Source organism: Bacteroides sp. AM10-21B (assembly GCF_003472565.1).
In the GTDB taxonomy this organism is placed as follows: Bacteria; Bacteroidota; Bacteroidia; order Bacteroidales; family Bacteroidaceae; genus Bacteroides; species Bacteroides propionicigenes.
This window is the reverse complement of the sequence record NZ_QRME01000004.1, coordinates 13427-35104: the sequence shown is the minus strand read 5'-3', so window position 1 is coordinate 35104 and position 21678 is coordinate 13427. Positions and strand designations below refer to the sequence as shown.

The 21678-nt window shown below is 46.0% G+C and carries 23 protein-coding genes and 1 tRNA gene; 17 read left to right on the top strand and 7 right to left on the bottom strand.

Translation table 11 applies throughout. From position 1 onward, the window contains the following. Nucleotides 1-24 precede the first annotated feature (24 nt). The 6 genes from DW121_RS06200 to DW121_RS06175 all read left to right on the top strand — a co-directional run bounded on the left by DW121_RS06200 (nt 25) and on the right by DW121_RS06175 (nt 7955). Nucleotides 25-2268, top strand: coding sequence for an aconitate hydratase (locus DW121_RS06200; RefSeq protein ID WP_118323302.1), 2244 nt, complete (start codon nt 25-27; stop codon nt 2266-2268). Between the two features lie 3 nt (nt 2269-2271). After that, nucleotides 2272-3420 carry an NADP-dependent isocitrate dehydrogenase gene (gene icd / locus DW121_RS06195; protein WP_118323301.1) on the top strand — a complete coding sequence of 383 codons (1149 nt, stop codon included), beginning with the start codon at nt 2272-2274 and terminating at the stop codon, nt 3418-3420. 25 nt (nt 3421-3445) lie between these two features. After that, nucleotides 3446-4789, top strand: a complete 1344-nt coding sequence (locus DW121_RS06190) for a citrate/2-methylcitrate synthase (protein WP_117710965.1) — start codon at nt 3446-3448, stop codon at nt 4787-4789. Between the two features lie 244 nt (nt 4790-5033). After that, entirely contained in the window at nt 5034-5804 is a 771-nt protein-coding gene (locus DW121_RS06185; RefSeq protein ID WP_118323300.1) for a DUF1295 domain-containing protein, read from the top strand. A 40-nt stretch (nt 5805-5844) separates the two neighbouring features. Beyond that, nucleotides 5845-7068 (top strand): NADH:flavin oxidoreductase, encoded by a 1224-nt coding sequence (locus DW121_RS06180; RefSeq protein WP_118323299.1) that lies wholly within the window; start codon nt 5845-5847, stop codon nt 7066-7068. 47 nt (nt 7069-7115) lie between these two features. Next, nucleotides 7116-7955 (top strand): SDR family oxidoreductase, encoded by an 840-nt coding sequence (locus tag DW121_RS06175; protein WP_118323298.1) that lies wholly within the window; start codon nt 7116-7118, stop codon nt 7953-7955. Nucleotides 7956-8138: 183 nt separating this feature from the next. On the opposite strand, the gene pfkA is transcribed toward DW121_RS06175, so the two are convergent. From pfkA to cmk, 3 genes are all read right to left on the bottom strand, one after another. Then, nucleotides 8139-9119: a 6-phosphofructokinase gene (gene pfkA, locus DW121_RS06170; protein WP_009123190.1), complete on the bottom strand. Its 981-nt coding sequence runs from the start codon at nt 9117-9119 to the stop codon at nt 8139-8141. 67 nt (nt 9120-9186) lie between these two features. Further along, the gene (locus tag DW121_RS06165; RefSeq protein WP_118323297.1) at nt 9187-10050 is read right to left on the bottom strand and encodes a 4-hydroxy-3-methylbut-2-enyl diphosphate reductase; all 864 of its coding nucleotides are present in this window, start codon (nt 10048-10050) and stop codon (nt 9187-9189) included. A gap of 16 nt (nt 10051-10066) precedes the next feature. Further along, nucleotides 10067-10756, bottom strand: coding sequence for a (d)CMP kinase (cmk, locus tag DW121_RS06160; protein WP_118323296.1), 690 nt, complete (start codon nt 10754-10756; stop codon nt 10067-10069). A gap of 268 nt (nt 10757-11024) precedes the next feature. On the opposite strand from cmk, the gene DW121_RS06155 reads away from it, so the two are divergent. From DW121_RS06155 to DW121_RS06110, 9 genes are all read left to right on the top strand, one after another. Further along, on the top strand, nt 11025-11711 hold the full coding sequence (locus tag DW121_RS06155) for an energy transducer TonB (protein ID WP_009123193.1): 687 nt from the start codon (nt 11025-11027) through the stop codon (nt 11709-11711). A 79-nt stretch (nt 11712-11790) separates the two neighbouring features. Then, nucleotides 11791-12765 carry a polyprenyl synthetase family protein gene (locus tag DW121_RS06150; protein ID WP_118323295.1) on the top strand — a complete coding sequence of 325 codons (975 nt, stop codon included), beginning with the start codon at nt 11791-11793 and terminating at the stop codon, nt 12763-12765. 20 nt (nt 12766-12785) lie between these two features. Beyond that, the gene (locus DW121_RS06145; RefSeq protein WP_117710812.1) at nt 12786-13499 is read left to right on the top strand and encodes a hypothetical protein; all 714 of its coding nucleotides are present in this window, start codon (nt 12786-12788) and stop codon (nt 13497-13499) included. Beyond that, a complete protein-coding gene (locus DW121_RS06140; RefSeq protein WP_118323294.1) occupies nt 13496-14275 on the top strand; it encodes a TatD family hydrolase in 780 nt (259 codons plus the stop codon). The genes DW121_RS06145 and DW121_RS06140 overlap by 4 nt, the downstream gene beginning before the upstream one ends. 162 nt (nt 14276-14437) lie before the next feature. Then, a tRNA-Ser gene (locus DW121_RS06130) sits at nt 14438-14525 on the top strand. An 80-nt stretch (nt 14526-14605) separates the two neighbouring features. After that, nucleotides 14606-15418 carry a MotA/TolQ/ExbB proton channel family protein gene (locus DW121_RS06125; RefSeq protein ID WP_117710809.1) on the top strand — a complete coding sequence of 271 codons (813 nt, stop codon included), beginning with the start codon at nt 14606-14608 and terminating at the stop codon, nt 15416-15418. A 5-nt stretch (nt 15419-15423) separates the two neighbouring features. After that, the gene (locus tag DW121_RS06120) at nt 15424-15909 is read left to right on the top strand and encodes a hypothetical protein (protein ID WP_117710808.1); all 486 of its coding nucleotides are present in this window, start codon (nt 15424-15426) and stop codon (nt 15907-15909) included. Nucleotides 15910-15944: 35 nt separating this feature from the next. Next, a complete protein-coding gene (locus DW121_RS06115) occupies nt 15945-16535 on the top strand; it encodes an ExbD/TolR family protein (RefSeq protein ID WP_117710807.1) in 591 nt (196 codons plus the stop codon). Then, on the top strand, nt 16535-16999 hold the full coding sequence (locus DW121_RS06110) for an ExbD/TolR family protein (protein ID WP_005657168.1): 465 nt from the start codon (nt 16535-16537) through the stop codon (nt 16997-16999). The genes DW121_RS06115 and DW121_RS06110 overlap by 1 nt, the downstream gene beginning before the upstream one ends. 58 nt (nt 17000-17057) lie before the next feature. On the opposite strand, the gene DW121_RS06105 is transcribed toward DW121_RS06110, so the two are convergent. Then, complete coding sequence (locus DW121_RS06105) at nt 17058-17591, bottom strand: GNAT family N-acetyltransferase (protein WP_118323293.1); 534 nt, start codon at nt 17589-17591, stop codon at nt 17058-17060. Between the two features lie 31 nt (nt 17592-17622). Continuing rightward, nucleotides 17623-18900 (bottom strand): IgA Peptidase M64, encoded by a 1278-nt coding sequence (locus tag DW121_RS06100; protein ID WP_117710964.1) that lies wholly within the window; start codon nt 18898-18900, stop codon nt 17623-17625. A gap of 352 nt (nt 18901-19252) precedes the next feature. Between DW121_RS06100 and DW121_RS06095 the strand changes: the two genes are divergently transcribed. Beyond that, entirely contained in the window at nt 19253-20488 is a 1236-nt protein-coding gene (locus tag DW121_RS06095) for a site-specific integrase (RefSeq protein WP_008645569.1), read from the top strand. A gap of 11 nt (nt 20489-20499) precedes the next feature. Next, nucleotides 20500-20862: a hypothetical protein gene (locus DW121_RS06090; protein WP_008645570.1), complete on the top strand. Its 363-nt coding sequence runs from the start codon at nt 20500-20502 to the stop codon at nt 20860-20862. Nucleotides 20863-20941: 79 nt separating this feature from the next. Here the strand turns inward: DW121_RS06090 and DW121_RS06085 are convergent, their stop codons facing one another. Next, on the bottom strand, nt 20942-21247 hold the full coding sequence (locus DW121_RS06085; RefSeq protein ID WP_008645571.1) for a helix-turn-helix domain-containing protein: 306 nt from the start codon (nt 21245-21247) through the stop codon (nt 20942-20944). Nucleotides 21248-21286: 39 nt separating this feature from the next. Then, complete coding sequence (locus tag DW121_RS06080; RefSeq protein WP_032535412.1) at nt 21287-21580, bottom strand: helix-turn-helix domain-containing protein; 294 nt, start codon at nt 21578-21580, stop codon at nt 21287-21289. Nucleotides 21581-21678: the final 98 nt, after the last annotated feature.

The following is a 21678-nucleotide window of genomic DNA, read 5'->3' as shown; positions in this document are numbered from 1 at the left end:
TGAAAAACTAAAACAAAAGTGGTTATGGTATATGATTTAACAATGCTCAAAGCGTTTTATGCACTTTATGAGGGTAAAATAGAGCGCATCCGGACTCTGTTGCAACGTCCGTTGACTTTAGCCGAGAAGATTTTGTATGCTCATTTGTACGATGAGAAGACTGTAAGGAACTACAAACGCGGTGAGGACTACGTAAATTTTCGCCCCGACCGTGTCGCCATGCAGGATGCAACCGCCCAGATGGCATTATTGCAGTTTATGAATGCAGGCCGCGATGAGGCGGCTGTCCCTTCGACGGTACACTGCGACCATTTGATTCAGGCTTATAAAGGAGCAAAAGAAGATATCGCCACCGCCACCAAGACGAACGAGGAAGTGTATGATTTCCTTCGCGACGTCTCTTCCCGTTACGGCATCGGTTTCTGGCAACCCGGAGCGGGTATCATTCATCAGGTTGTGTTGGAAAACTACGCATTTCCCGGCGGTATGATGGTAGGCACCGATTCTCATACTCCGAATGCCGGTGGTCTGGGAATGGTGGCTATCGGTGTAGGTGGCGCCGATGCGGTGGATGTAATGACCGGTATGGAGTGGGAGCTGAAGATGCCCCGTCTGATTGGTGTGCGTCTCACCGGAAAGCTGAACGGCTGGGCGGCTCCTAAGGACGTTATCTTGAAGTTGGCGGGAATCCTGACGGTGAAGGGCGGAACGAATGCCATTATTGAGTACTTCGGACCGGGTACGGCTTCGCTTTCGGCTACCGGGAAAGCAACGATTTGCAATATGGGTGCGGAGGTAGGAGCCACAACTTCTCTTTTCCCTTATGACGAGCGTATGGCTACTTACCTGAAAGCTACCGGACGCGAGGAAGTGGCGGATATGGCTACCGCCGTTGCCGCGGAACTGCGTGCCGATGATGAAGTGGCTGCCAATCCGGAACAATACTACGACCGCATTATTGACATAGACCTTTCCACATTGGAGCCTTACATCAACGGTCCGTTTACACCGGATGCCGCTACACCCATTTCGGAATTCTCCGAGAAGGTCTTGAAGAACGGTTATCCCCGCAAAATGGAAGTGGGGCTGATTGGTTCTTGCACCAATTCATCCTATCAGGACTTAAGCCGTGCCGTATCTTTGGCACGTCAGGTGACGGATAAACATCTGCATGTGGCAGCTCCTTTGATTGTCAATCCGGGTTCGGAGCGCATACGCGCTACAGCGGAACGTGACGGCATGATTGACACTTTTGAGAAAATAGGCGCCACGATTATGGCAAATGCCTGCGGTCCTTGTATCGGACAGTGGAAACGTGTGACGGATGACCCCACCCGCAAGAACTCCATCGTGACTTCTTTTAACCGGAATTTTGCCAAGCGTGCGGATGGCAATCCGAACACATATGCGTTTGTTGCCTCTCCCGAACTGACAATGGCGTTGACCATTGCCGGGGATTTGTGCTTTAATCCGCTGAAAGACACATTAGTCAATGCCAACGGCGAAAGAGTAAAACTCTCCGAACCCGTAGGCGAGGAACTGCCGCCTAAGGGATTTACCGCAGGCAGCGAGGGTTACACCGCACCTTCCAAGATAAAGACGGATATTGTGGTAGCCCCCCAATCGCAACGACTGCAACTTCTTACCCCGTTCCCTGCATGGGACGGAACAGACTTGCTGAATATGCCTTTGTTGATTAAGACACAGGGCAAGTGTACTACCGACCATATCTCGATGGCAGGACCGTGGCTCCGTTTCCGCGGACATCTGGAGAATATCTCCGACAATATGCTGATGGGTGCTGTCAATGCCTTCAACGGAGAAACGAACAAAGTATGGAATCGTTCCACCAATACGTACGGAACGGTTTCCGGTACGGCAAAGCTGTATAAATCCGAGGGAATCGCTTCCATTGTCGTTGCCGAAGAAAACTACGGTGAGGGCTCCAGCCGCGAACACGCCGCTATGGAACCGCGTTTCCTGAATGTACGTGTCATATTGGCAAAGAGTTTCGCGCGTATCCACGAGACAAATCTGAAGAAACAAGGTATGTTGGCGCTGACCTTTATAGACAAGGCGGATTATGATAAGATTCAGGAGCACGATTTGCTTTCCGTGCCGGGCTTGAAGGATTTTGCTCCGGGGCACAACCTGAAAGTAGTGCTTCACCACGAGGACGGTAGCAAAGAGAGTTTTGAAGTACAACATACGTATAATGAACAGCAGATAGGCTGGTTCCGTGCCGGTTCTGCATTAAATGCACGATAGAATATGGAAAAGATTATTGTACCTTTTATTACAGGCGACGGAGTGGGTGCGGAGATAACCCCGTCCATGCAGGCTGTTGTGAATGCAGCCTTGAAAAAAGCCTACGGAGACAGCCGGAGTATAGAATGGAAAGAAGTGCTGGCGGGTGAGCGGGCATTTAATGAAACGGGTTCTTGGCTGCCGGAAGAGACGATGGAAGCGTTCCGGACTTACAAGGTAGGCATCAAAGGACCGTTGACTACACCTATCGGCGGCGGCATCCGCTCGCTGAACGTGGCATTGCGCCAAACACTCGATTTGTACGTCTGCCTGCGCCCTGTGCGCTGGTATAAAGGCGTAGTTTCTCCGGTGAAAGAGCCGCAGAAGGTAAATATGTGCGTATTTCGTGAGAATACGGAAGATATTTATGCAGGTATCGAGTGGGAAGCCGGAACACCGGAAGCCGAGAAGTTCTACCGTTTCCTGCATGATGAAATGGGGGTGACTAAAGTGCGCTTTCCCCAGACCTCTTCCTTTGGGGTAAAGCCTGTGTCTAAAGAAGGAACGGAGCGGTTGGTGCGCGCAGCTTGTCTGTATGCGCTCGAAAACCATTTGCCTTCCGTAACGTTGGTGCACAAAGGCAATATCATGAAGTTCACCGAAGGCGGTTTCAAGAAATGGGGCTATGAGTTGGCCGAACGTGAGTTTGGCAGGGAGATAGCCGACGGACGTCTTGCCATCAAAGACTGCATTGCCGATGCCTTTTTGCAGAATACGTTGCTCATCCCCGAAGAATACTCGGTCATTGCCACGCTGAACCTGAACGGTGATTACGTTTCCGACCAGCTGGCTGCCATGGTGGGCGGCATCGGTATCGCTCCGGGCGCCAACATCAACTACCAGACGGGGCATGCCATTTTTGAGGCTACTCACGGCACGGCTCCCAACATTGCAGGAAAAGATATTGTAAATCCATGTTCCATCATCCTTTCCGCGGTGATGATGCTCGAACATTTGGGTTGGAAAGAAGCGGCTGCACTGATAGAGAAAGCATTGGAGGATAGCTTTACGGAAGGTCGTGCCACCGCCGATTTGGCCCGTTTTATGCCGGACGGTGTCTCGTTGTCCACATCGGCTTTTACAAGGGAGATTGTGGAAAGAATAGAAAAATAAGAATAACGAATAAAACGAAATGATTATGAAGAAGGAATATTTGATTTACAAGCTGTCTGAAGACCTGAAAGAAGCGACCCGGATTGAGAACGAATTGTTCAAGAAGTTTGATGTGAAGCGCGGCTTGCGCAACGAGGACGGGACGGGTGTGCTGGTCGGACTGACCAAGATTGGTAATGTAGTAGGCTACGAACGTATTCCGGGCGGAGGATTGAAACCCATTCCGGGTAAGTTGTTCTACCGTGGTTATGACCTTGAAGATTTGGCGCACGCCATTCTTAAAGAAAAGCGTTTCGGTTTTGAGGAAGTGGCCTATCTGTTGCTTTCCGGCCGCCTGCCCGACAAGGAGGAACTGGTGTCCTTTCGCGAACTGATAAACGACAATATGCCGCTGGAACAGAAAACGAAGATGAACATCATTGAGCTTGAGGGAAATAACATTATGAACATTCTGGCACGCAGCGTACTCGAAATGTACCGTTTCGACCCGAATGCCGATGATACTTCCCGCGATAACCTGATGCGCCAAAGCATTGAACTGATTTCAAAGTTCCCTACTATCATAGCTTACGCCTTCAATATGCTTCGCCATGCCACTCATGGCCGTTCATTGCACATCCGTCATCCGCAGGAGAATCTCTCCATTGCCGAAAACTTCCTGTATATGCTGAAAAAGGATTACACGGAACTGGATGCGCGCACTCTCGACCTCTTGCTGGTGCTGCAGGCAGAGCATGGCGGCGGTAACAACTCTACGTTCACTGTACGTGTAACTTCTTCTACGGGGACGGATACTTACTCCTCTATTGCTGCGGGTATCGGTTCGTTGAAAGGTCCGCTTCATGGCGGCGCCAATATTCAGGTCACCGATATGTTCCACCATCTGCAGGAGAACATCCGGGATTGGACGAATGTGGATGAGATTGACACTTACTTTACCCGTATGCTGAATAAGGAGGTTTACAACAAGACAGGACTGATATATGGTATCGGCCATGCCGTTTACACAATTTCCGACCCGCGTGCCATACTGTTGAAGGAACTTGCCCGCGACCTTGCCCGCGAGAAAGGCAAAGAACGTGAGTTTGCATTCCTTGAATTGCTTGAAGAACGTGCTATCGAGGTCTTTGGACGTGTGAAGAACAACGGAAAGACCGTTTCGAGCAATGTTGATTTCTATTCCGGTTTTGTATACGAGATGATTGGTTTGCCGCAGGAAATCTTTACTCCGCTCTTTGCCATGGCGCGTATCGTAGGCTGGTGTGCACACCGCAATGAGGAACTGAACTTTGAAGGTAAACGTATCATCCGTCCGGCATACAAGAATGTGCTGGAGGAAGTGGCATATATTCCTATCAAGAAACGTTAGAATCCATTTGACAGACATAGGCATCGGATTGCCGGATTGTATGAGGTATCACTGAGACGATTAAGAGGTCGGACAGCGATACCTTATTCGTTCCACCGTGGAACGGAAAGTACCCCATGGCGGAACGAATAAACTTTAGCATCCTCAGATTTACGTCTTCTCTCTTGTTGTTTTTAATTCTTACAGGAAAACGGTTTGATTCTCATGAGTTTTCTTTATATTTGCCACACTTAAATTAAAGAGTATGAGCGAAGAAGGATTTCATATATTCTTGGGAGTGATGAGTGCGACTGCACTTTTTGTGTTCATTGCACTTTATTTTATCAAAGCGGGGTACGGAATGTTCCGTACGGCGTCATGGGGATATTCCATTAACAACAAGCTGGCATGGGTGCTGATGGAAGCGCCGGTGTTCATCGTTATGTTCTGGCTGTGGGGCAGGAGCGGGGTGGGGTTTGCTGTGCCGGTATATCTTTTCTTCCTGTTATTCCAGCTGCATTATCTCCAGCGTTCGTTTGTTTTTCCTTTTTTGCTGAAAGGGAAGAGCCGGATGCCGATAGCGATTATGGCTATGGGGATTGTGTTCAACGTCCTGAATGGAATGATGCAGGCAGGCGGTTTGTTCTATTTTGCTTCCGAAGGACTGTATGCCGACGGCTGGGCTTATTGGCTGAAGCCGAATGCGTTGCCGGGAGCCTTGCTGTTTTTTGCGGGTATGTTCATCAATCTCCATTCCGATTATGTGATACGGCATCTGCGCAAGCCGGGCGACACGAAGCATTATCTTCCGGCAAAGGGCTTTTACCGCTATGTCACTTCCGCCAACTATTTCGGTGAATTAGTGGAATGGACGGGGTTTGCCATACTTACCGCTTCACCCGCTGCATGGGTGTTTGTCTGGTGGACTTTTGCCAATCTTGTTCCTCGTGCCGATGCCATCTACCGTCACTATCGGGAAGAATTCGGTGATGAGGCGGTGGGAAAACGCAAACGCATCATACCTTATATCTATTGAACAGTTGATTGTTGAAAATTGATAAATCATAAATCATCACATGGAATCAAAATTATTCACACCGGTCACTTTCGGACCGCTGACTTTACGCAACCGTACCATCCGTTCGGCCGCTTTTGAGAGTATGTGTCCGGGCAATGCGCCTTCGGATATGTTGCTCGACTATCATCGCTCGGTTGCAGCGGGCGGTATCGGTATGACTACCGTGGCTTATGCCGCCGTTACCCGGAGCGGCCTTTCTTTTGACCGCCAGTTGTGGATGCGTCCTGAAATCATTCCGGGACTTCGCAAGTTGACTAATGCGATACACTCGGAGGGCGCCGCTGCCGGCATTCAATTGGGGCATTGCGGAAATATGTCGCATAAGAGTATTTGCGGGTGTACTCCTGTCGGTGCAAGCAGTGGCTTTAACCTGTATTCGCCCACTTTTGTACGCGGACTGCGTGCCGATGAACTTCCGGAGATGGCACGTGCCTACGGGCGTTCGGTAAATCTGGCGCGTGAGGCGGGGTTTGATGCTGTGGAAATCCATGCAGGGCATGGTTATCTCATCAGCCAGTTCCTTTCACCCTCTACCAATCATCGAAAAGATGAATTCGGCGGTTCGTTGCAGAACCGTATGCGTTTTATGGATATGGTAATGGAGGAGGTGATGAAAGCTGCCGGTAACGATATGGCGGTGCTTGTGAAAATGAATATGCGTGACGGATTCCGGGGAGGCATGGAGATGGATGAAACGATGCAGGTGGCCAAGCGCCTCGAACGGTCGGGAGCGCACGGGCTGGTGCTGAGTGGTGGGTTTGTAAGCAAGGCTCCTATGTATGTGATGCGTGGGGAAATGCCGATTAGCAGCATGACGCATTACATGACGTGCTGGTGGTTGAAGTATGGAGTGCGCATGGTAGGCAAGTGGATGATACCTGCTGTGCCGTTCAAAGAAGCTTATTTTCTGGAAGATGCCTTGAAGTTCCGTGCGGAGTTGAAGATGCCGTTGATATACGTGGGCGGACTGGTGTCGCGTTCCAAAATAGACGAAGTATTGGACGATGGTTTTGATGCCGTGCAAATGGCGCGTGCGCTACTCAATGAACCGGGGTTTGTGAACCGTATGCGTGAAGAAGAGAATGCACGCTGCAATTGTCGGCACAGCAACTACTGTATAGCCCGGATGTATTCTGTTGAAATGGCTTGTCATCAGCATTTGAGTGAGGATCTTCCGGCTTGCCTGAAGCGGGAGATTGAGAGAATAGAAGCGAAAGGGTGATTGTTGTCTCCTTGGATTTTGTAATTTATAATTTGTAATAGATAAACGTGAAACTTGCTATTATAACCGGTGCCGACGGCGGTATGGGAACGGAAATAACGCGCGCTGTGGCTAAGGCCGGATATAAGATTATTATGGCTTGCTACCGTCCGGAAAAGGCGGAGAAAGTGAGGGAGATGTTGGTGCGCGATACTGGTAATCCGCATCTTGAGGTATTGGGCGTGGACTTGTCTTCGCTGGCGTCTGTGTCGGCTTTTGCCGAAACTGTTTTGAAGCGTGGCGATACTGTCAGTCTGCTGATGAATAATGCGGGGACAATGGAGACGGACCGCTTTATTACGGAGGATGGTTTGGAACGTACGGTAAGCGTTAATTATGTTGCTCCTTATTTGTTGACGCGCAAACTTCTTCCTCTGATGGGAGAGGGAAGCCGTATTGTTAATATGGTGTCTTGTACCTATGCTGTCGGGCATCTCGATTTTCCTGATTTCTTTCTTCGGGGAAGGAAAGGCAGCTTCTGGCGTATTCCTGTTTACAGTAATACGAAACTGGCGTTGACTTTGTTTACTCTTAATCTGGCTGACCGTCTTAAAGAAAAAGGAATTGTGGTCAATGCAGCCGATCCGGGCATTGTTTCCACCAATATCATAACGATGCATATGTGGTTTGACCCGTTGACGGATATTCTTTTCCGTCCTTTCATCCGTACTCCCAAGAAAGGGGCTGAAACGGCTGTTCATCTACTGCTGAATGAAGATGCGGGGAAACGTACGGGTACTCTGAACGTGAGTTGCCGTCCGAAGAAGCTTTCCGGAAAGTTTACCAACCATGTGCAGATGCAGGAACTGTGGGATAGGACGGAGAGGATTGTGGAGAAGTGGTTATAAAACAAAAGGAGAGGTGTGCCAAAATGTAAAAGTCTTATCATTCTGTCATTCAGAGGAGCTTGCGACGAAGAATCTCCTCTCTTATGTATGCAGAGAAGAGATTCTTCACTGCGTTCAGAATGACAGAATGATAGGACTTTTACATTTTGACACCTCTTTTATATTATATTTTATAGGCCTTTGTCAAATGGAAAGTGCTCTCAATACATTGACTAAGTCTTTCTTGATAGGCTTGTCGTTTTTGATGGCTTTTGTGAAAGGTACGTAAACCACTTCATCATGGTCTATACCTATCATGACATTGCGCTGTCCTTCCATAATGGCGTCTACTGCTGCTGCACCCAAACGGCTGGCAAGGATACGGTCGTGTGCCGTAGGACTACCGCCACGTTGTAGATGGCCGAGGATTGTAACACGCACGTCGTATTGAGGATATTCGTTTTTCACACGTTCGGCATAGTGCATTGCGCCGCCGGTTAATTCGCTTTCGGCAACAAGTACGATACTGCTGTTCTTGGATTTGCGGAAACCGTTTTTGATGAACTCTTCCAGTTGGTCTACTTCTGTACTGAATTCCGGAATGATGGCAGCCTCGGCTCCGGATGCGATAGCACCGTTCAGGGCAAGGAAGCCGGCGTCACGTCCCATAACTTCAACGAAGAAAAGACGTTCGTGTGAAGTTGCCGTATCGCGAATCTTATCCACAGCACCCAAAATCGTATTCAATGCGGTATCATAACCGATGGTTGTATCTGTTCCGTAAAGGTCGTTGTCGATAGTTCCCGGTAAGCCGATACAGGGTACATCAAATTCCTGCGCAAAGATGCGTGCACCTGTCAAAGAACCGTCGCCGCCGATAACTACCAAGGCATCAATGCCTTCTTTCTTCATGTTGTCGTATGCAATCTGACGCCCTTCGGGGGTAGTGAATTCTTTACAGCGTGCTGTTTTCAGAATAGTACCGCCCAATTGGATGATGTTGCTTACGTTCTGGCTCTTGAACTCTTTGATTTCACCGGTTACCAAACCTTTGTAACCTCTATATATACCTTTAACTTGAAGTCCGTTGTAAATAGCTGCGCGTGTCACTGCGCGGATGGCTGCGTTCATTCCCGGAGCGTCACCGCCCGATGTTAAGATACCGATACACTTAATTGTTCCCATAACAATCTCCTTATTTAGTGTTAATAATTGCCTTAAAAAATCCGCTGGCAAAGATAACAAAAGCTTTTTAAATTCGTGATTTTATTGCCTCGGATATTTCTTCCATTAACCATTTGGGCGTGGAAGTTGCTCCGCATATGCCAATGGATTCTGCACCGATGAGTAATTGATTGTCTATTTCTTCTGCACTGTCAATCAGGTGTGAGTTCGGATTAACTTTCCTGCATTCGTTGAACAGGATTTTCCCGTTGGAACTTTTTTTGCCGCTGACAAAAAACACAAGGTCGTGCGAAGCGGCGAATTTCCGGATATTGGGAATGCGGTTGGCTACCTGCCGGCATATGGTGTCGTAATACTCGAAAGTGACGTCCGGAGATATATGCTCCTTTATATATTCCACTATCTTCTGGAACTCATCCAGCGATTTGGTGGTTTGTGAATAGAGACGAATGCTCTTGCTGAAGTCCAGAACTTTGGCTTCCTCCAGCTTTTCGATAACGATTGCTTCCCCTGTGGTCTGTCCCACTAATCCCAATACTTCGGCGTGCCCGTTCTTCCCGTATATGACGATTTGTTTTTCTTCATTGTCTTCTTGCGTATACTCCTGCTTGATTTTCTTTTGTAAGCGGAGAACTACCGGACAAGTAGCGTCGATTATTTCAATATTGTTACGCTTGGCGGTCATATAGGTTTCGGGGGGCTCGCCATGTGCCCGTAATAGCACTTTGGCATCATGCAAATGATTGAACTCCTCATGGTTGATGGTGATGAGACCCATTGCTTTCAGACGCTCCACTTCACGGCTGTTGTGCACAATGTCTCCCAAACAATATAATGTTCCGCCTTTGGCTAACTCTTCTTCTGCCTTATTGATTGCGGTAACTACTCCGAAACAGAAACCGGAACCTTCATCTATTTCCACTTTTGCCATATCGCAGATTTTAGGATTATGCTTTACAAACCTTGTCGAACTGTTTTGCCAACCATTCTTTTTGTTGGGAAATAGTCATATGGCTATTGTCCAGTAACAGTGCATCATCGGCTTTACGAAGCGGGCTTACTTCTCTATTCTGGTCTATATAATCCCGTTGTTTTACATTTTCCAGAATCTCGTCGAAACCAGCTGTTTCTCCTTTGGCTTTCAGCTCATCATATCTGCGCTGCGCACGGATTTCGGGAGAAGCTGTTACGAAAATTTTCAGTTCGGCATCCGGAAATACTGTGGTACCGATATCACGGCCGTCCATTACAATCCCTTTGGCTTTTCCCATTGCTTGTTGTTGGGTCACCATTGCTTCGCGTACGAAGTCAAGGGCGGCAATGGGGCTGACGCGGGAAGATACGTCCATTGTACGAATCTTTTTTTCTACATTGACTCCGTTCAGGTATGTGTCGGGACGTCCCGTTTCCGGGTTTAGTTGGAAAGATATATGAATATCCCCGATCAGTCTTTTCAGTTTCTCCGTATCAATATCGTTACCACTGAATATACCGTTCTCTATACTATATAAGGTAACGGCTCGATACATGGCTCCGCTGTCTATGTAAATATAACCTATTTCACGGGCAAGGTCCTTGGCCATGGTACTTTTTCCGCATGAGGAAAAACCGTCGATTGCGATTGTTATCTTTTTCATATGAAATGATTTTATACTATATTTATTATAGAAAAATTCTTCCTGATGGAAAAATTTAAATATTTCATCTAAAATTCTTGCCAAAGATACGGTATTTTTAAAATATCTCGTTACATTTGTGGCACAAAAGCTGTTGAAGGCTTTTGAAGAATTAAAAAAATGAAAATGCACTGCTTATTGTGTAAAAAAACACAGTTAAGCAAGAACAATCGTGGGAAAAGTACTATATTTGCCACAAATGAGAAACACTAAAATTATATTATAAATTATGGAAATTAAAAAGACACCTAAGGCAGACTTGGAGAACAAAAAGTCAACTTGGCTGCTCGTCGGTTACGTGATTGTGCTCGCGTTTATGTTCATTGCTTTCGAATGGACAAAACGTGATATCAAGATTGATACGAGCCAGGCTATTACCGACCTTGTATTTGAAGAGGAAATCATTCCTATTACGGAACAACCCGAGCAGGTAGCTCCTCCCCCTCCCGAAGCTCCTTCGATTGCAGAAACTTTGACAATCGTGGATGATGACGCTGATGTGGAAGAAACTACTATCGCTACATCTGAGGAAACTAATCAGGCTGTGGAAATCAAGTACGTTCCTGTAGCTGTTGAAGAGGAAGAACCGGAAGAACAAACTATCTTTGAGGTGGTAGAACAAATGCCGGAATTCCCTAATGGTGGTATGGCAGGCTTGATGCAGTATTTGAGCAAGAATATCAAATATCCTACTATCGCTCAGGAAAACGGAACCCAAGGTCGTGTAACTGTACAGTTTGTTGTGAACAGAGACGGTAGTATCGTAGATGCCAAAGTACTTAGAGGTGTTGACCCGTATTTGGATAAAGAAGCTATCCGCGTGATTAGCTCAATGCCGAAATGGAAACCGGGTATGCAACGTGGTAAGGCAGTGCGCGTTAAGTACACAGTGCCTGTAATGTTCCGATTGCAGTAATAAAATTATCTATAGCGTAAAGAGGCTGCCTAAAAGCAGCCTCTTTTCATTCTCCACCACTTCTAAATTGAAAACACTTATGTTTACAGCCTCCGAGCTTCTCGAAAAAATAAATTCTCATATTGCGGATTTGCAGTTTGTTCGCACTCCGAAAGGTTTGTATGATCCTATCACCTATGTTTTGTCAATGGGTGGAAAAAGAATTCGTCCCGTATTGATGTTGATGGCTTATAATCTTTATAAGGACAATGTCGAATCTATATTTTCACCGGCAACAGGTATCGAAGTATATCACAATTATACCTTGCTGCATGATGATTTGATGGACCGTGCCGATAAACGTCGTGGAAAGGAAACCGTGCATAAGGTGTGGAATGATAATGCGGCTATTCTTTCGGGTGATGCAATGCTGGTATTAGCCTATCAGTTTATGGCACAGTGTCCGGTGGAGCATCTGAAAGATGTAATGGATTTGTTCAGTTTGACAGCACTTGAAATTTGTGAAGGTCAGCAAATGGATATGGAGTTTGAACAACGAAATGATGTGAAAGAGGAGGAATATCTGGAGATGATTCGTCTGAAGACATCTGTTTTGTTGGCCGCAAGTCTGAAAATCGGTGCTCTATTAGGGGGGGCTTCTGCTGATGATGCAGAACGTTTGTATGATTTTGGAATGAACATGGGAGTAGCCTTTCAGCTGAAGGATGATTTGCTGGATGTGTATGGCGATGTGGCTGTCTTTGGAAAAAACATAGGTGGAGATATTCTGTGCAACAAGAAAACCTATATGCTGATTAAGGCTTTGGGCCATGCGGATAAGGAGCAATTGAACCAATTGGAGCACTGGATAACTGTTGCGGACTTTAATCCGGTTGAGAAGATTGCGGCCGTAACCGATTTGTACAATCAAATAGGGGTTAAGGAGCTTTGTGAGAATAAAATGGTAGAATACAGTGACAAGGCGGTGAATAGCCTGGTATCTGTGAATGTGGCAGATGAGAAGAAAAGAGAGCTTGAAAGGCTTATAAAAGAACTGATGTACCGGGAAGTGTAACTTAATAATCCGATTGTCAAATGCCTTATAGGAGATTACCAAATACAGACCAAGCAAGAATACGGGCGTTGAAAGCCGTAGTTGTGAAGGGCGATATATATAATGTATATGATTTGGCGGTGTCTTTAAAGACTCTTACGGATGCCAGAAATTTCCTGATGAAATTTGAGGCAGCCCAGGCATATTATATGGAATGTTTTGAACGCCAGTCAAAAGCGGGACGTAAGCATCAGTCGAATGTAAAGATTGCCCGTCTTTATATATCGCATTTTATTCAGGTGCTGAATTTGGCTGTAATCCGTTCGGAAGTGCGTACCGCTCATAAAGAGTACTACGGACTGGATATGAAGAATCATAATGTCCCGGATTTGTCCACAGAGGCAGCTCTTGCGGAATGGGGACGTAAGATTGTAGATGGTGAGAATCGGCGTATTTCTCAAGGTGGAATTCCCATTTATAACCCTACCATTGCCAAAGTCAGAGTGCATTATGATATTTTCATGGAAAGTTATGAGAAACAAAAGAATCTGCAGGCTTTAACAGCTCGCAGTCTGGAAACTCTTGCTTCCATGCGGGCCGAAGCTGATGCTTTAATACTGGATATTTGGAATCAGGTGGAGCAAAAATATGCAGGAGTCATGCCGAATGAGAAGCGTTTGGATTTATGTCGTGATTACGGTTTGATTTATTATTACCGCACTGGCGAAAAAGAAAAAGAAGAGATAGCAAGATGAGATTAGTAGATTCACACTCTCACCTTTTTCTGGATGAGTTTCAATCTGATTTGCCGCAAGTAATGGAGCGTGCTCAGGCGGTAGGGATCACTCATATCTTTATGCCTAATATTGACAGTACAACCATAGAGCCTATGTTGCGTGTTTGTTCGGAATATAAAGGCTATTGTTTTCCGATGATGGGATTACATCCGACCTCTGTGGATACCGATTATAAGGCAGAACTTGCTGTTGTGTCCGAACATTTGGCAATGCCGAATGATTATGTGGCCATTGGTGAAATCGGGATGGATCTGTATTGGGATAAAACTTTCTTGAAAGAACAGCAGATTGTTTTTGAACAACAGGTACAATGGGCGTTGCAGTATGAACTGCCCATAGTTATCCATTGTCGCGAGGCATTCGAATATATATATAATGTGTTGGAACCTTATAAGACTTCTCCCTTGACCGGAATTTTTCATAGTTTTACAGGAACGTCGGAAGAGGCTCTTCGGATGCTGGAGTTTTCTAATTTCTCCATTGGTATTAATGGTGTGGTGACATTTAAAAAGTCGGATTTACCGGAAGTTTTGCAAAACATACCTTTGGAGAGAATCGTTCTTGAAACCGATTCTCCCTATCTTACTCCTGTGCCGAATAGAGGGAAAAGAAATGAGAGTGCAAATGTAAAGGATACTCTGTTAAAAGTAGCCGAAATATATAGAAAGTCGCCTGAGGAAGTGGGCTGCATTACTTCTGAAAATGCTTTAAAAGTGTTTGGATTGCTCAAATAACGTTCCGAAGATTTTAAAGTTTATTAATTTTGAGATTTTATTGCGGATAAAACTTTGAGAATGCTGTGGAAGAACAAAAAAAAGAATACATTTGTAGCTGAAAACGCTTGTGGTTCGCATTTTTTTTGTAATTTGCACCCGATTTCGAGGAAGGTGTCTATTGGAGAGATGCTCGAGTGGTTGAAGAGGCACGCCTGGAAAGCGTGTATACTCCTAAAGGGTATCCGGGGTTCGAATCCCCGTCTCTCCGCAAGGATTTAGAATAAGAGAAAAACAATAAATAAATATAATAAGTAATTTAATTAATTAATCTTAAAAATTAGACACACAATGAAAAAGTTATTTGCAATTGTTGCTGTGATGGGAGTCTTAACATTTGGCTCAACTCAACTTGCTCAGGCTCAAGATGCTCCTGCAGCTGAACAAACAGAACAAGCTGCTCCTGCAGCACAAGCAGCTCCTGCTGACGAAGCTGCAGCTCCTGCTGTTGAAGCTGAAGAAGGCGGTATTCACAAAGAAATCAAAACAAAATTTATTGAAGGTACTGCATCTTTCATGAGTTTGGTTGCTATCGCATTGGTTATCGGTCTTGCTTTCTGTATCGAACGTATCATTTACTTGAGCTTGGCTGAAATCAACACTAAGAAGTTCATGGCTGCTATTGAAGCCGCTTTGGAAAAAGGTGACGTTGAAGCTGCTAAAGACATTGCACGCAACACAAGAGGTCCTATTGCTTCTATCTATTATCAAGGTTTGATGAGAATCGACCAAGGTATCGATGTTGTTGAAAAGTCAGTTGTTTCTTACGGTGGTGTGCAAGCCGGTTACTTGGAAAAAGGCTGCTCTTGGATTACACTGTTTATCGCAATGGCTCCGTCATTAGGATTCTTGGGTACTGTAATCGGTATGGTGCAGGCATTTGATAAAATCCAACAAGTAGGTGATATTTCTCCGACGGTTGTAGCAGGTGGTATGAAAGTTGCCTTGATTACAACTATCTTCGGTTTGATCGTTGCTTTGATTCTGCAGGTATTCTATAACTATATCTTGTCTAAGATTGAAGCTTTGACCAGCGAAATGGAAGATTCTTCTATCTCTCTGTTGGATATGGTTATCAAATATGACTTGAAATACAAAAAATAAGTAAAATGGCTAAGTTATCATATAAAGTATCATACTACGTACTGTACGTAATGTTCGCTGCCATTTTGGTAGTGTTGGGCTTATTCTACTTCGGTGGAGATGCTCAAGGCGATGCAGTACTTATGAGCGTTGACTCTGAGATGTGGCAACCTGCCCAAACCGATGCCTTGATCTATTTGATGTATGGTTTGTTTGGTATAGCTGTCGTTGCTACAGTGGCTGCTTTCCTGTTCCAGTTTGGAACTGCCTTGAAAGATAATCCCGGAAGTGCATTGAAGTCTTTAATCGGTGTTATTGTATTAGTTGCTGTTGTTGTTATAGCATGGGCTATGGGTAGTGATGAACCTCTCAATATCCCGGGTTATGACGGTACGGACAATGTACCTTTCTGGTTGAAGATAACTGATATGTTCCTTTATTCTATCTATATTTTGTTTGCTGCGACTGTGCTTGCAATCATCTTTAGTAGTATTAAGAAGAAATTATCATAATCAATTGAGATAACTCAATTTAAAGAGTAATTACAATGGCAAAAGGAAAAAGAAAAGTTCCTGATATTAACTCAAGTTCTACGGCGGATATTGCTTTCCTGTTGTTAATCTTCTTCTTGATTACAACGTCTATGGATACTGACCGTGGTTTGGCAAGACGTTTGCCGCCACCACCGGAACAGAACCAAAAGAATGACGATATTAAGTTGAAAGAGCGCAACGTGCTGCAGGTCTTCCTGAACATGAACGACCAGTTGATGTGCGGAAACGATTATATCACAACAGATCAGTTACGTGCTAAAGCAAAAGAATTTATTGCCAATCCGTATAATGATGAAACCAAACCGGAGAAATATGCGAAAGATATTCCTTTCTTTGGTAACATGATGATTACAGAAAAGCATGTAGTTTCTTTGCGTTGTGACCGTGGCTCTTCTTATAAAGCATATCTTGCTGTACAAAATGAGTTGGTAGCGGCTTATAATGAGTTGCGTGATGAATTGGCTCAGGAAAAATGGCAAAAGAAATATGCTGAATTGAACGATGAGCAACAAAAAGCAATTCGTGATATTTATCCTCAGAAAATCTCTGAGGCCGAACCTAAAAAATACGGAGATAAGAAGTAATGGGAAAATTTAATAAGACTGGTAAAAAAGAAATGCCGGCGTTGAACACTTCTTCTCTGCCTGACCTTATCTTCACTTTGTTGTTCTTCTTTATGATTGTAACAACTATGCGTGAGGTAACATTGAAGGTTGAGTTTAAGGTTCCGCAAGCTACAGAGTTGGAAAAACTTGAAAAGAAGTCTTTGGTTACGTTTATCTATGTAGGAAAACCTACAGCTGAATTCCGTAAGAAATTAGGTAATGAAAGCCGTATCCAGTTGAATGACAGCTATGCTGAAGTTGCTGCAATCCAAGACTATATTATTGGTGAACGTGCCAGTATGAAAGAAGAGGATCAGCCGCAAATGACAGTATCTTTGAAAGTTGACCAAGATACAAAAATGGGTATTGTAACAGATATCAAAGAGGCTCTTCGTAAAGCTTATGCATTGAAAATTAACTATTCTGCACAACCACGTCAGTAAGAAGTTAATTCAGACTATATAAATAAAGGTCGCTTGTTTTACAGGCGACCTTTATTTTTTATTTCACATTGTATACTTCTCGGTAAATATGTTCCTTTACGTATTCATAATCTTTTCCGCACTCTAAATCTCCATAGGCCATTAAAAGCATAGGGAGGTAATCATCTCCCGGTTTGTAGGGAGGTTGCATATAAGGTTTCTCCCATAAAGTGAATCCATGCCGTTTATAGAAATTGATGCGGCGTATTGCCATTTCTTCTTCAGGAGATTCTACTTCCAAGATGATAGGTTTGCTTATTTGTTGGCACAGATGGTTTAGTACATTCTTGCCATGTCCTCCATTACGTTGGGACGGATCGATAGCAAAGTGTTCTATATAATAGAAATGTCCGAAATCCCAGTATGTAATAAAACCGATTGGAATATCATGATGGAAAATAATGTTACAGTAAAAATACGGCTTGCTATCTGTATAATTACGTAGTTCGTCCAATGAACGATATTCTTCCGAGGGGAAAGAAGTAGTCATTAGCTGTTCCATGTAGCCATACAAGGCTGTATCCGCAGTTGTGATACGCTGAAATTTGATCATAGGTCAGTTTTTTGAAGTTTGGTTTTTATTATTATTCAGTATAAAATTCGATAATTCTGCGAATGGCACGTTGGCACACAGGGCAGAAGGTGGGGTATTCGTTAGTACGCATACGACAATTGTCTGCAGGTCGATAAATCCCTTTTGCCGAATAGCCTCCTCCTTCGTACACACCGATAGGATATTTCTCGTTTTCATTGGTTGGAGTAGGGATAGGAGTGCCGTTAGTGAGCATATCTTTCCATTTTGATGCGAAATCCACCTGTGTGCTGATGTTCTGTTCCCACGGTTCTACATCCAAAGGATAAGTATCGGTCATGACATCGTTGTCATAGAAATATTCATCGGCAAGTCCGCCAAAACTGTGGCCGAACTCATGTACTACTACCGGACGAAACATAGGATGATGGGCTGTGGTGAGGGTATATGAGTTATAGATACCTCCACCTCCGTATTCTTTTGTATTGGCTAATATAATAATGTGTTCATAAGGTATTCCCGCTAAAGCGTCATGAATCATCTTTACACGTGATGTGGTCAGATAGCGGTCGGAATAGAAAGTGCTGAAGTGAGAACTGAAGGCGGTATGTTTCCATTCGTTCAATCTTGGCACACTGACTCCGCTGTCTATGGAGGGACTGGCTACAGCCACAATATTAAATCTTTTTTTCATGGACTTGAAAGGTTCGTGTGCGAAAAGGCTTTCACAGGCAATGCCGGCATCTTCGTAGAATGTCTGCATCTCTTGAGGTGTGTATCCTTCTGCGAGAATGGCTACATCAATGCACTTCTCCGAGTTCCCGTTTTGTAACAGGAACTTGTACGGGGTGATGTGGGAGATACCTTTTTGAGCAATCAATACATCGTCCGGGCGTACAATGTGCTTCATGGAGGCACGGACATTGCGGTGCGGATCGAGTAGAATTACTTCCACTTCAACCGGTTGAAGCGGGTAGGGAAGGAGAAACGTATTTTCAAATCCTTTGGTTACGCTTTGGGCTTCCTCCGTCTCCAACCATTCTTGGAAGAGTGAAGAGAAAGAGGTGGTATAAATAGTCTTTCCATCAGCTATGTCGCGCATAACAATCTGTCCGTTACCTTGCAGCGGAAGTTCCGCCAAATGATGTTTTCTTCCCGCCCAAGTAGGGAGAGAGGATAATCCGTCCAGACAGATACTTTGTTTGGACGCATTGCCGTTAAAGATGTAATCGACACGAAGAGTCTTATCAGTAAAATACTCGGTGAAAACCTGTGCATAAATAGGTGAGACGGTTATAAAACAGAGTAAGAATAAAATATGCTTTTTCATATCCATTATAATTTAATCATTTTACAAAGTTACTACAAAAAAGAGAAATGCGGAAAGATATAGTGATAGAATTGAGTTACAAGGGTTTCAGTCGTGCTTCCGATTATTCGTGAAGCCATCGCAATCACCGCTGAAGCCAAATCAGGACGCCGCTACGTTACTTGTCCGTAACCATGCACGGAATGGCGACAAACGGACACGGATAACGAAACAAGGCGTTAAGGATTAGTGAGTTACTGACAACTCACGCAACAAATCCGGTTACGGAAAAAGATTGCGCCGTTCCTCCCCGTTTTGCGTACCGGCGACGGACTCTTCACCAACTAATTTTGAACCTAAAAAAATAAGGACGATGAAGAGTACATTTTCAGTAATCTACTACCTCAAACGTCAGGTAGTGAAAAAGGACGGGACAGTACCCGTCATGGGACGCATTACGGTGGACGGCAGCCAAACGCAGTTCAGCTGCAAACTGACCGTCGATCCCAAGCTGTGGGACACCAAAGGGGGACGTGTCACGGGCAGAAGCTCGGCGGCACTCGAAACGAACCGCATGCTCGACAAGATGCGTGTGCGCATCAACAAACACTATCAGGAAATCATGGAGCGTGACAACTTCGTCACGGCGGAGAAGGTCAAGAACGCCTTTCTCGGACTGGAACATCGCTATCACACGCTGATGCAGGTGTTCCGGCAGCACAACGAAGACTACGAGAAACAGGTGGATGCTGGCATGAAAGCCAAAGGCACGCTCCTGAAGTACAGGACCGTTTACAAGCACCTGCAAGAGTTCCTCACCATCCGCTACCGCGTGAAGGACATCGCGCTGAAAGAGCTTACGCCCGCCTTCATCTCCGACTTCGAGATGTTCCTGCGCACGGACAAGCACTGCTGCACCAACACCGTGTGGCTGTATGTCTGCCCCTTGCGGACGATGGTGTTCATCGCCATCAACAACGAGTGGCTCACACGCGACCCATTCCGGGAGTATGAAATCAAGAAGGAGGAAACGACACGCAGTTTCCTGACGAAAGAGGAAATCCGGCTGCTGATGGAGGGCAGGCTGAAAAACGCCAAGCAGGAGCTTTACCGCGACCTCTACCTGTTCTGCGCCTTCACGGGCCTGTCGTTCGCCGACATGCGCAACCTGACGGAAGAGAACATCCATACCTACTTCGACGAACACGAGTGGATAAACATCAACCGCCAGAAGACGGGCGTGGTGTCCAATATCCGCCTGCTCGACATCGCAAAGCGCATCATCGACAAATACCGGGGTCTGTGCGGGAACGGCAGGATTTTCCCCGTTCCCCACTACAACACGTGCCTTGCCGGAATCCGTTCCGTCGCCAAGCGTTGCGGCATCACCAAGCACATCACGTGGCATCAGAGCCGACACACGGCAGCCACGACGGTGTTCCTCTCCAACGGCGTACCCATCGAAACGGTCAGTTCCATGCTGGGACACAAGAGCATAAAAACGACGCAGATATACGCGAAAATCACCAAAGAAAAGCTCAACCAAGACATGGAGAACCTTGCCGCAAGGTTGAACGGCATCGAGGAATTTGCAGGTTGCACCATCTAAAAAGAAAAGCCATGAAACGTGACATAATCATCATAGAGGACAAGGCGGTCAGCGTAACCGGTAACGAGATATGGATGACCTCCACAGAAATCGCCGGACTGTTCCACACGGGCGTCCCGGCAGTGAACGCCGCCATCAGAGCCGTCCGCAAGCCGGACGTGCTGAACGACTACGAGGTGTGTCGCTACATGCGGCTTGAAAACGGGCTTTCAGCCGACGTGTATTCGCTGGAAATCATCATCCCCATCGCCTTCCGGCTGAACACCTACCATGCACACGTGTTCCGCACGTGGCTGGTGGGCAAGGCACTCTCGAAGGAAAAGCGGCAGGCATACGTGATGTTCATACAGAACGGAAAAGCCGGGTATTGCTAAACACGCATAAAAAGAAAAAAGAAAAAGGAAACGGACAGCCCGTATGGAGTTGCCCGTTTCCTTTTTTCATGCAGCCGCCTTATTCCATCGGCTTGCGGTAGTTCGCCTCCAATAGTTCACGCAACCCCGATTCGGGGTAAAGCACCTTCCCTCCCAAAAGTATAAAGGGCAGCACCCTGTTGTTGCGGTACTCCTGCAAGGTGCGGCGGCTGACACGGAGCAGTTCCGCCACCTCCCTGTCCGTCAGGTAACGCTCCCCGTCCAACGGCGGGCGGTAACTTTCCAGAAAGGCGGAGAGCCATTTCGAGCCTTTGCGCATGTTCTGCACGACGGTGGCAAGCGGCTCGTCCTCCATCGTAAACACTTCATTGTTCTCGTTCATCATAACTTCGGATTCAGTGGGTTGTGAATAATAAAAATCAAATCATTTTCCGCCGGGATAGAGCGTGCCGACAAGCGGAATGAGCCTTTTGACCTCCTCCGGCTTGTAATAGAACCTGCGGTTTATCTGCGAGTAGCCGATAAGCCGCCTGTCACGCAAAGTCTGCAACGTGCGCGGGCTGATCCTCAACTGCCCGCAGACCTCCTCGCCCGTGAGCCACCTTTCCATCCGCCCGCCGTCGCTCCTGCGCCTCAGGGCGGCTACCTTCTCCGCGAGGGCGTTGAAGGACGCCACCATCATCTCGAAGGTCTTTTTCTCGATAGATACTATTTCCATAAGCAAAACATTTCAGAGTTTGCCGCAAAGGTAACGAAGCCGCCTTGAACACGTACCGTTTCCCGCTAAAAGGCAGCTTGTTGCGCCGTCTGTCCGGG

Excerpts from the sequence above, each read along its gene's own strand:
- DW121_RS06155 (WP_009123193.1), top strand. The coding sequence starts at position 11,025 with ATGGAAATTAAAAAGACACCTAAGGCAGACTTGGAGAACAAAAAGTCA.
- DW121_RS06095 (WP_008645569.1), top strand. The coding sequence starts at position 19,253 with ATGAAGAGTACATTTTCAGTAATCTACTACCTCAAACGTCAGGTAGTG.
- pfkA (WP_009123190.1), bottom strand. The coding sequence starts at position 9,119 with ATGGGAACAATTAAGTGTATCGGTATCTTAACATCGGGCGGTGACGCT.
- DW121_RS06200 (WP_118323302.1), top strand. The coding sequence starts at position 25 with ATGGTATATGATTTAACAATGCTCAAAGCGTTTTATGCACTTTATGAG.
- cmk (WP_118323296.1), bottom strand. The coding sequence starts at position 10,756 with ATGAAAAAGATAACAATCGCAATCGACGGTTTTTCCTCATGCGGAAAA.
- DW121_RS06190 (WP_117710965.1), top strand. The coding sequence starts at position 3,446 with ATGAAGAAGGAATATTTGATTTACAAGCTGTCTGAAGACCTGAAAGAA.
- DW121_RS06090 (WP_008645570.1), top strand. The coding sequence starts at position 20,500 with ATGAAACGTGACATAATCATCATAGAGGACAAGGCGGTCAGCGTAACC.
- DW121_RS06145 (WP_117710812.1), top strand. The coding sequence starts at position 12,786 with ATGCCTTATAGGAGATTACCAAATACAGACCAAGCAAGAATACGGGCG.
- DW121_RS06150 (WP_118323295.1), top strand. The coding sequence starts at position 11,791 with ATGTTTACAGCCTCCGAGCTTCTCGAAAAAATAAATTCTCATATTGCG.
- DW121_RS06100 (WP_117710964.1), bottom strand. The coding sequence starts at position 18,900 with ATGAAAAAGCATATTTTATTCTTACTCTGTTTTATAACCGTCTCACCT.
- DW121_RS06105 (WP_118323293.1), bottom strand. The coding sequence starts at position 17,591 with ATGATCAAATTTCAGCGTATCACAACTGCGGATACAGCCTTGTATGGC.
- DW121_RS06115 (WP_117710807.1), top strand. The coding sequence starts at position 15,945 with ATGGCAAAAGGAAAAAGAAAAGTTCCTGATATTAACTCAAGTTCTACG.
- DW121_RS06165 (WP_118323297.1), bottom strand. The coding sequence starts at position 10,050 with ATGGCAAAAGTGGAAATAGATGAAGGTTCCGGTTTCTGTTTCGGAGTA.
- DW121_RS06180 (WP_118323299.1), top strand. The coding sequence starts at position 5,845 with ATGGAATCAAAATTATTCACACCGGTCACTTTCGGACCGCTGACTTTA.
- DW121_RS06110 (WP_005657168.1), top strand. The coding sequence starts at position 16,535 with ATGGGAAAATTTAATAAGACTGGTAAAAAAGAAATGCCGGCGTTGAAC.
- DW121_RS06120 (WP_117710808.1), top strand. The coding sequence starts at position 15,424 with ATGGCTAAGTTATCATATAAAGTATCATACTACGTACTGTACGTAATG.
- DW121_RS06080 (WP_032535412.1), bottom strand. The coding sequence starts at position 21,580 with ATGGAAATAGTATCTATCGAGAAAAAGACCTTCGAGATGATGGTGGCG.
- icd (WP_118323301.1), top strand. The coding sequence starts at position 2,272 with ATGGAAAAGATTATTGTACCTTTTATTACAGGCGACGGAGTGGGTGCG.
- DW121_RS06125 (WP_117710809.1), top strand. The coding sequence starts at position 14,606 with ATGAAAAAGTTATTTGCAATTGTTGCTGTGATGGGAGTCTTAACATTT.
- DW121_RS06185 (WP_118323300.1), top strand. The coding sequence starts at position 5,034 with ATGAGCGAAGAAGGATTTCATATATTCTTGGGAGTGATGAGTGCGACT.
- DW121_RS06140 (WP_118323294.1), top strand. The coding sequence starts at position 13,496 with ATGAGATTAGTAGATTCACACTCTCACCTTTTTCTGGATGAGTTTCAA.
- DW121_RS06085 (WP_008645571.1), bottom strand. The coding sequence starts at position 21,247 with ATGATGAACGAGAACAATGAAGTGTTTACGATGGAGGACGAGCCGCTT.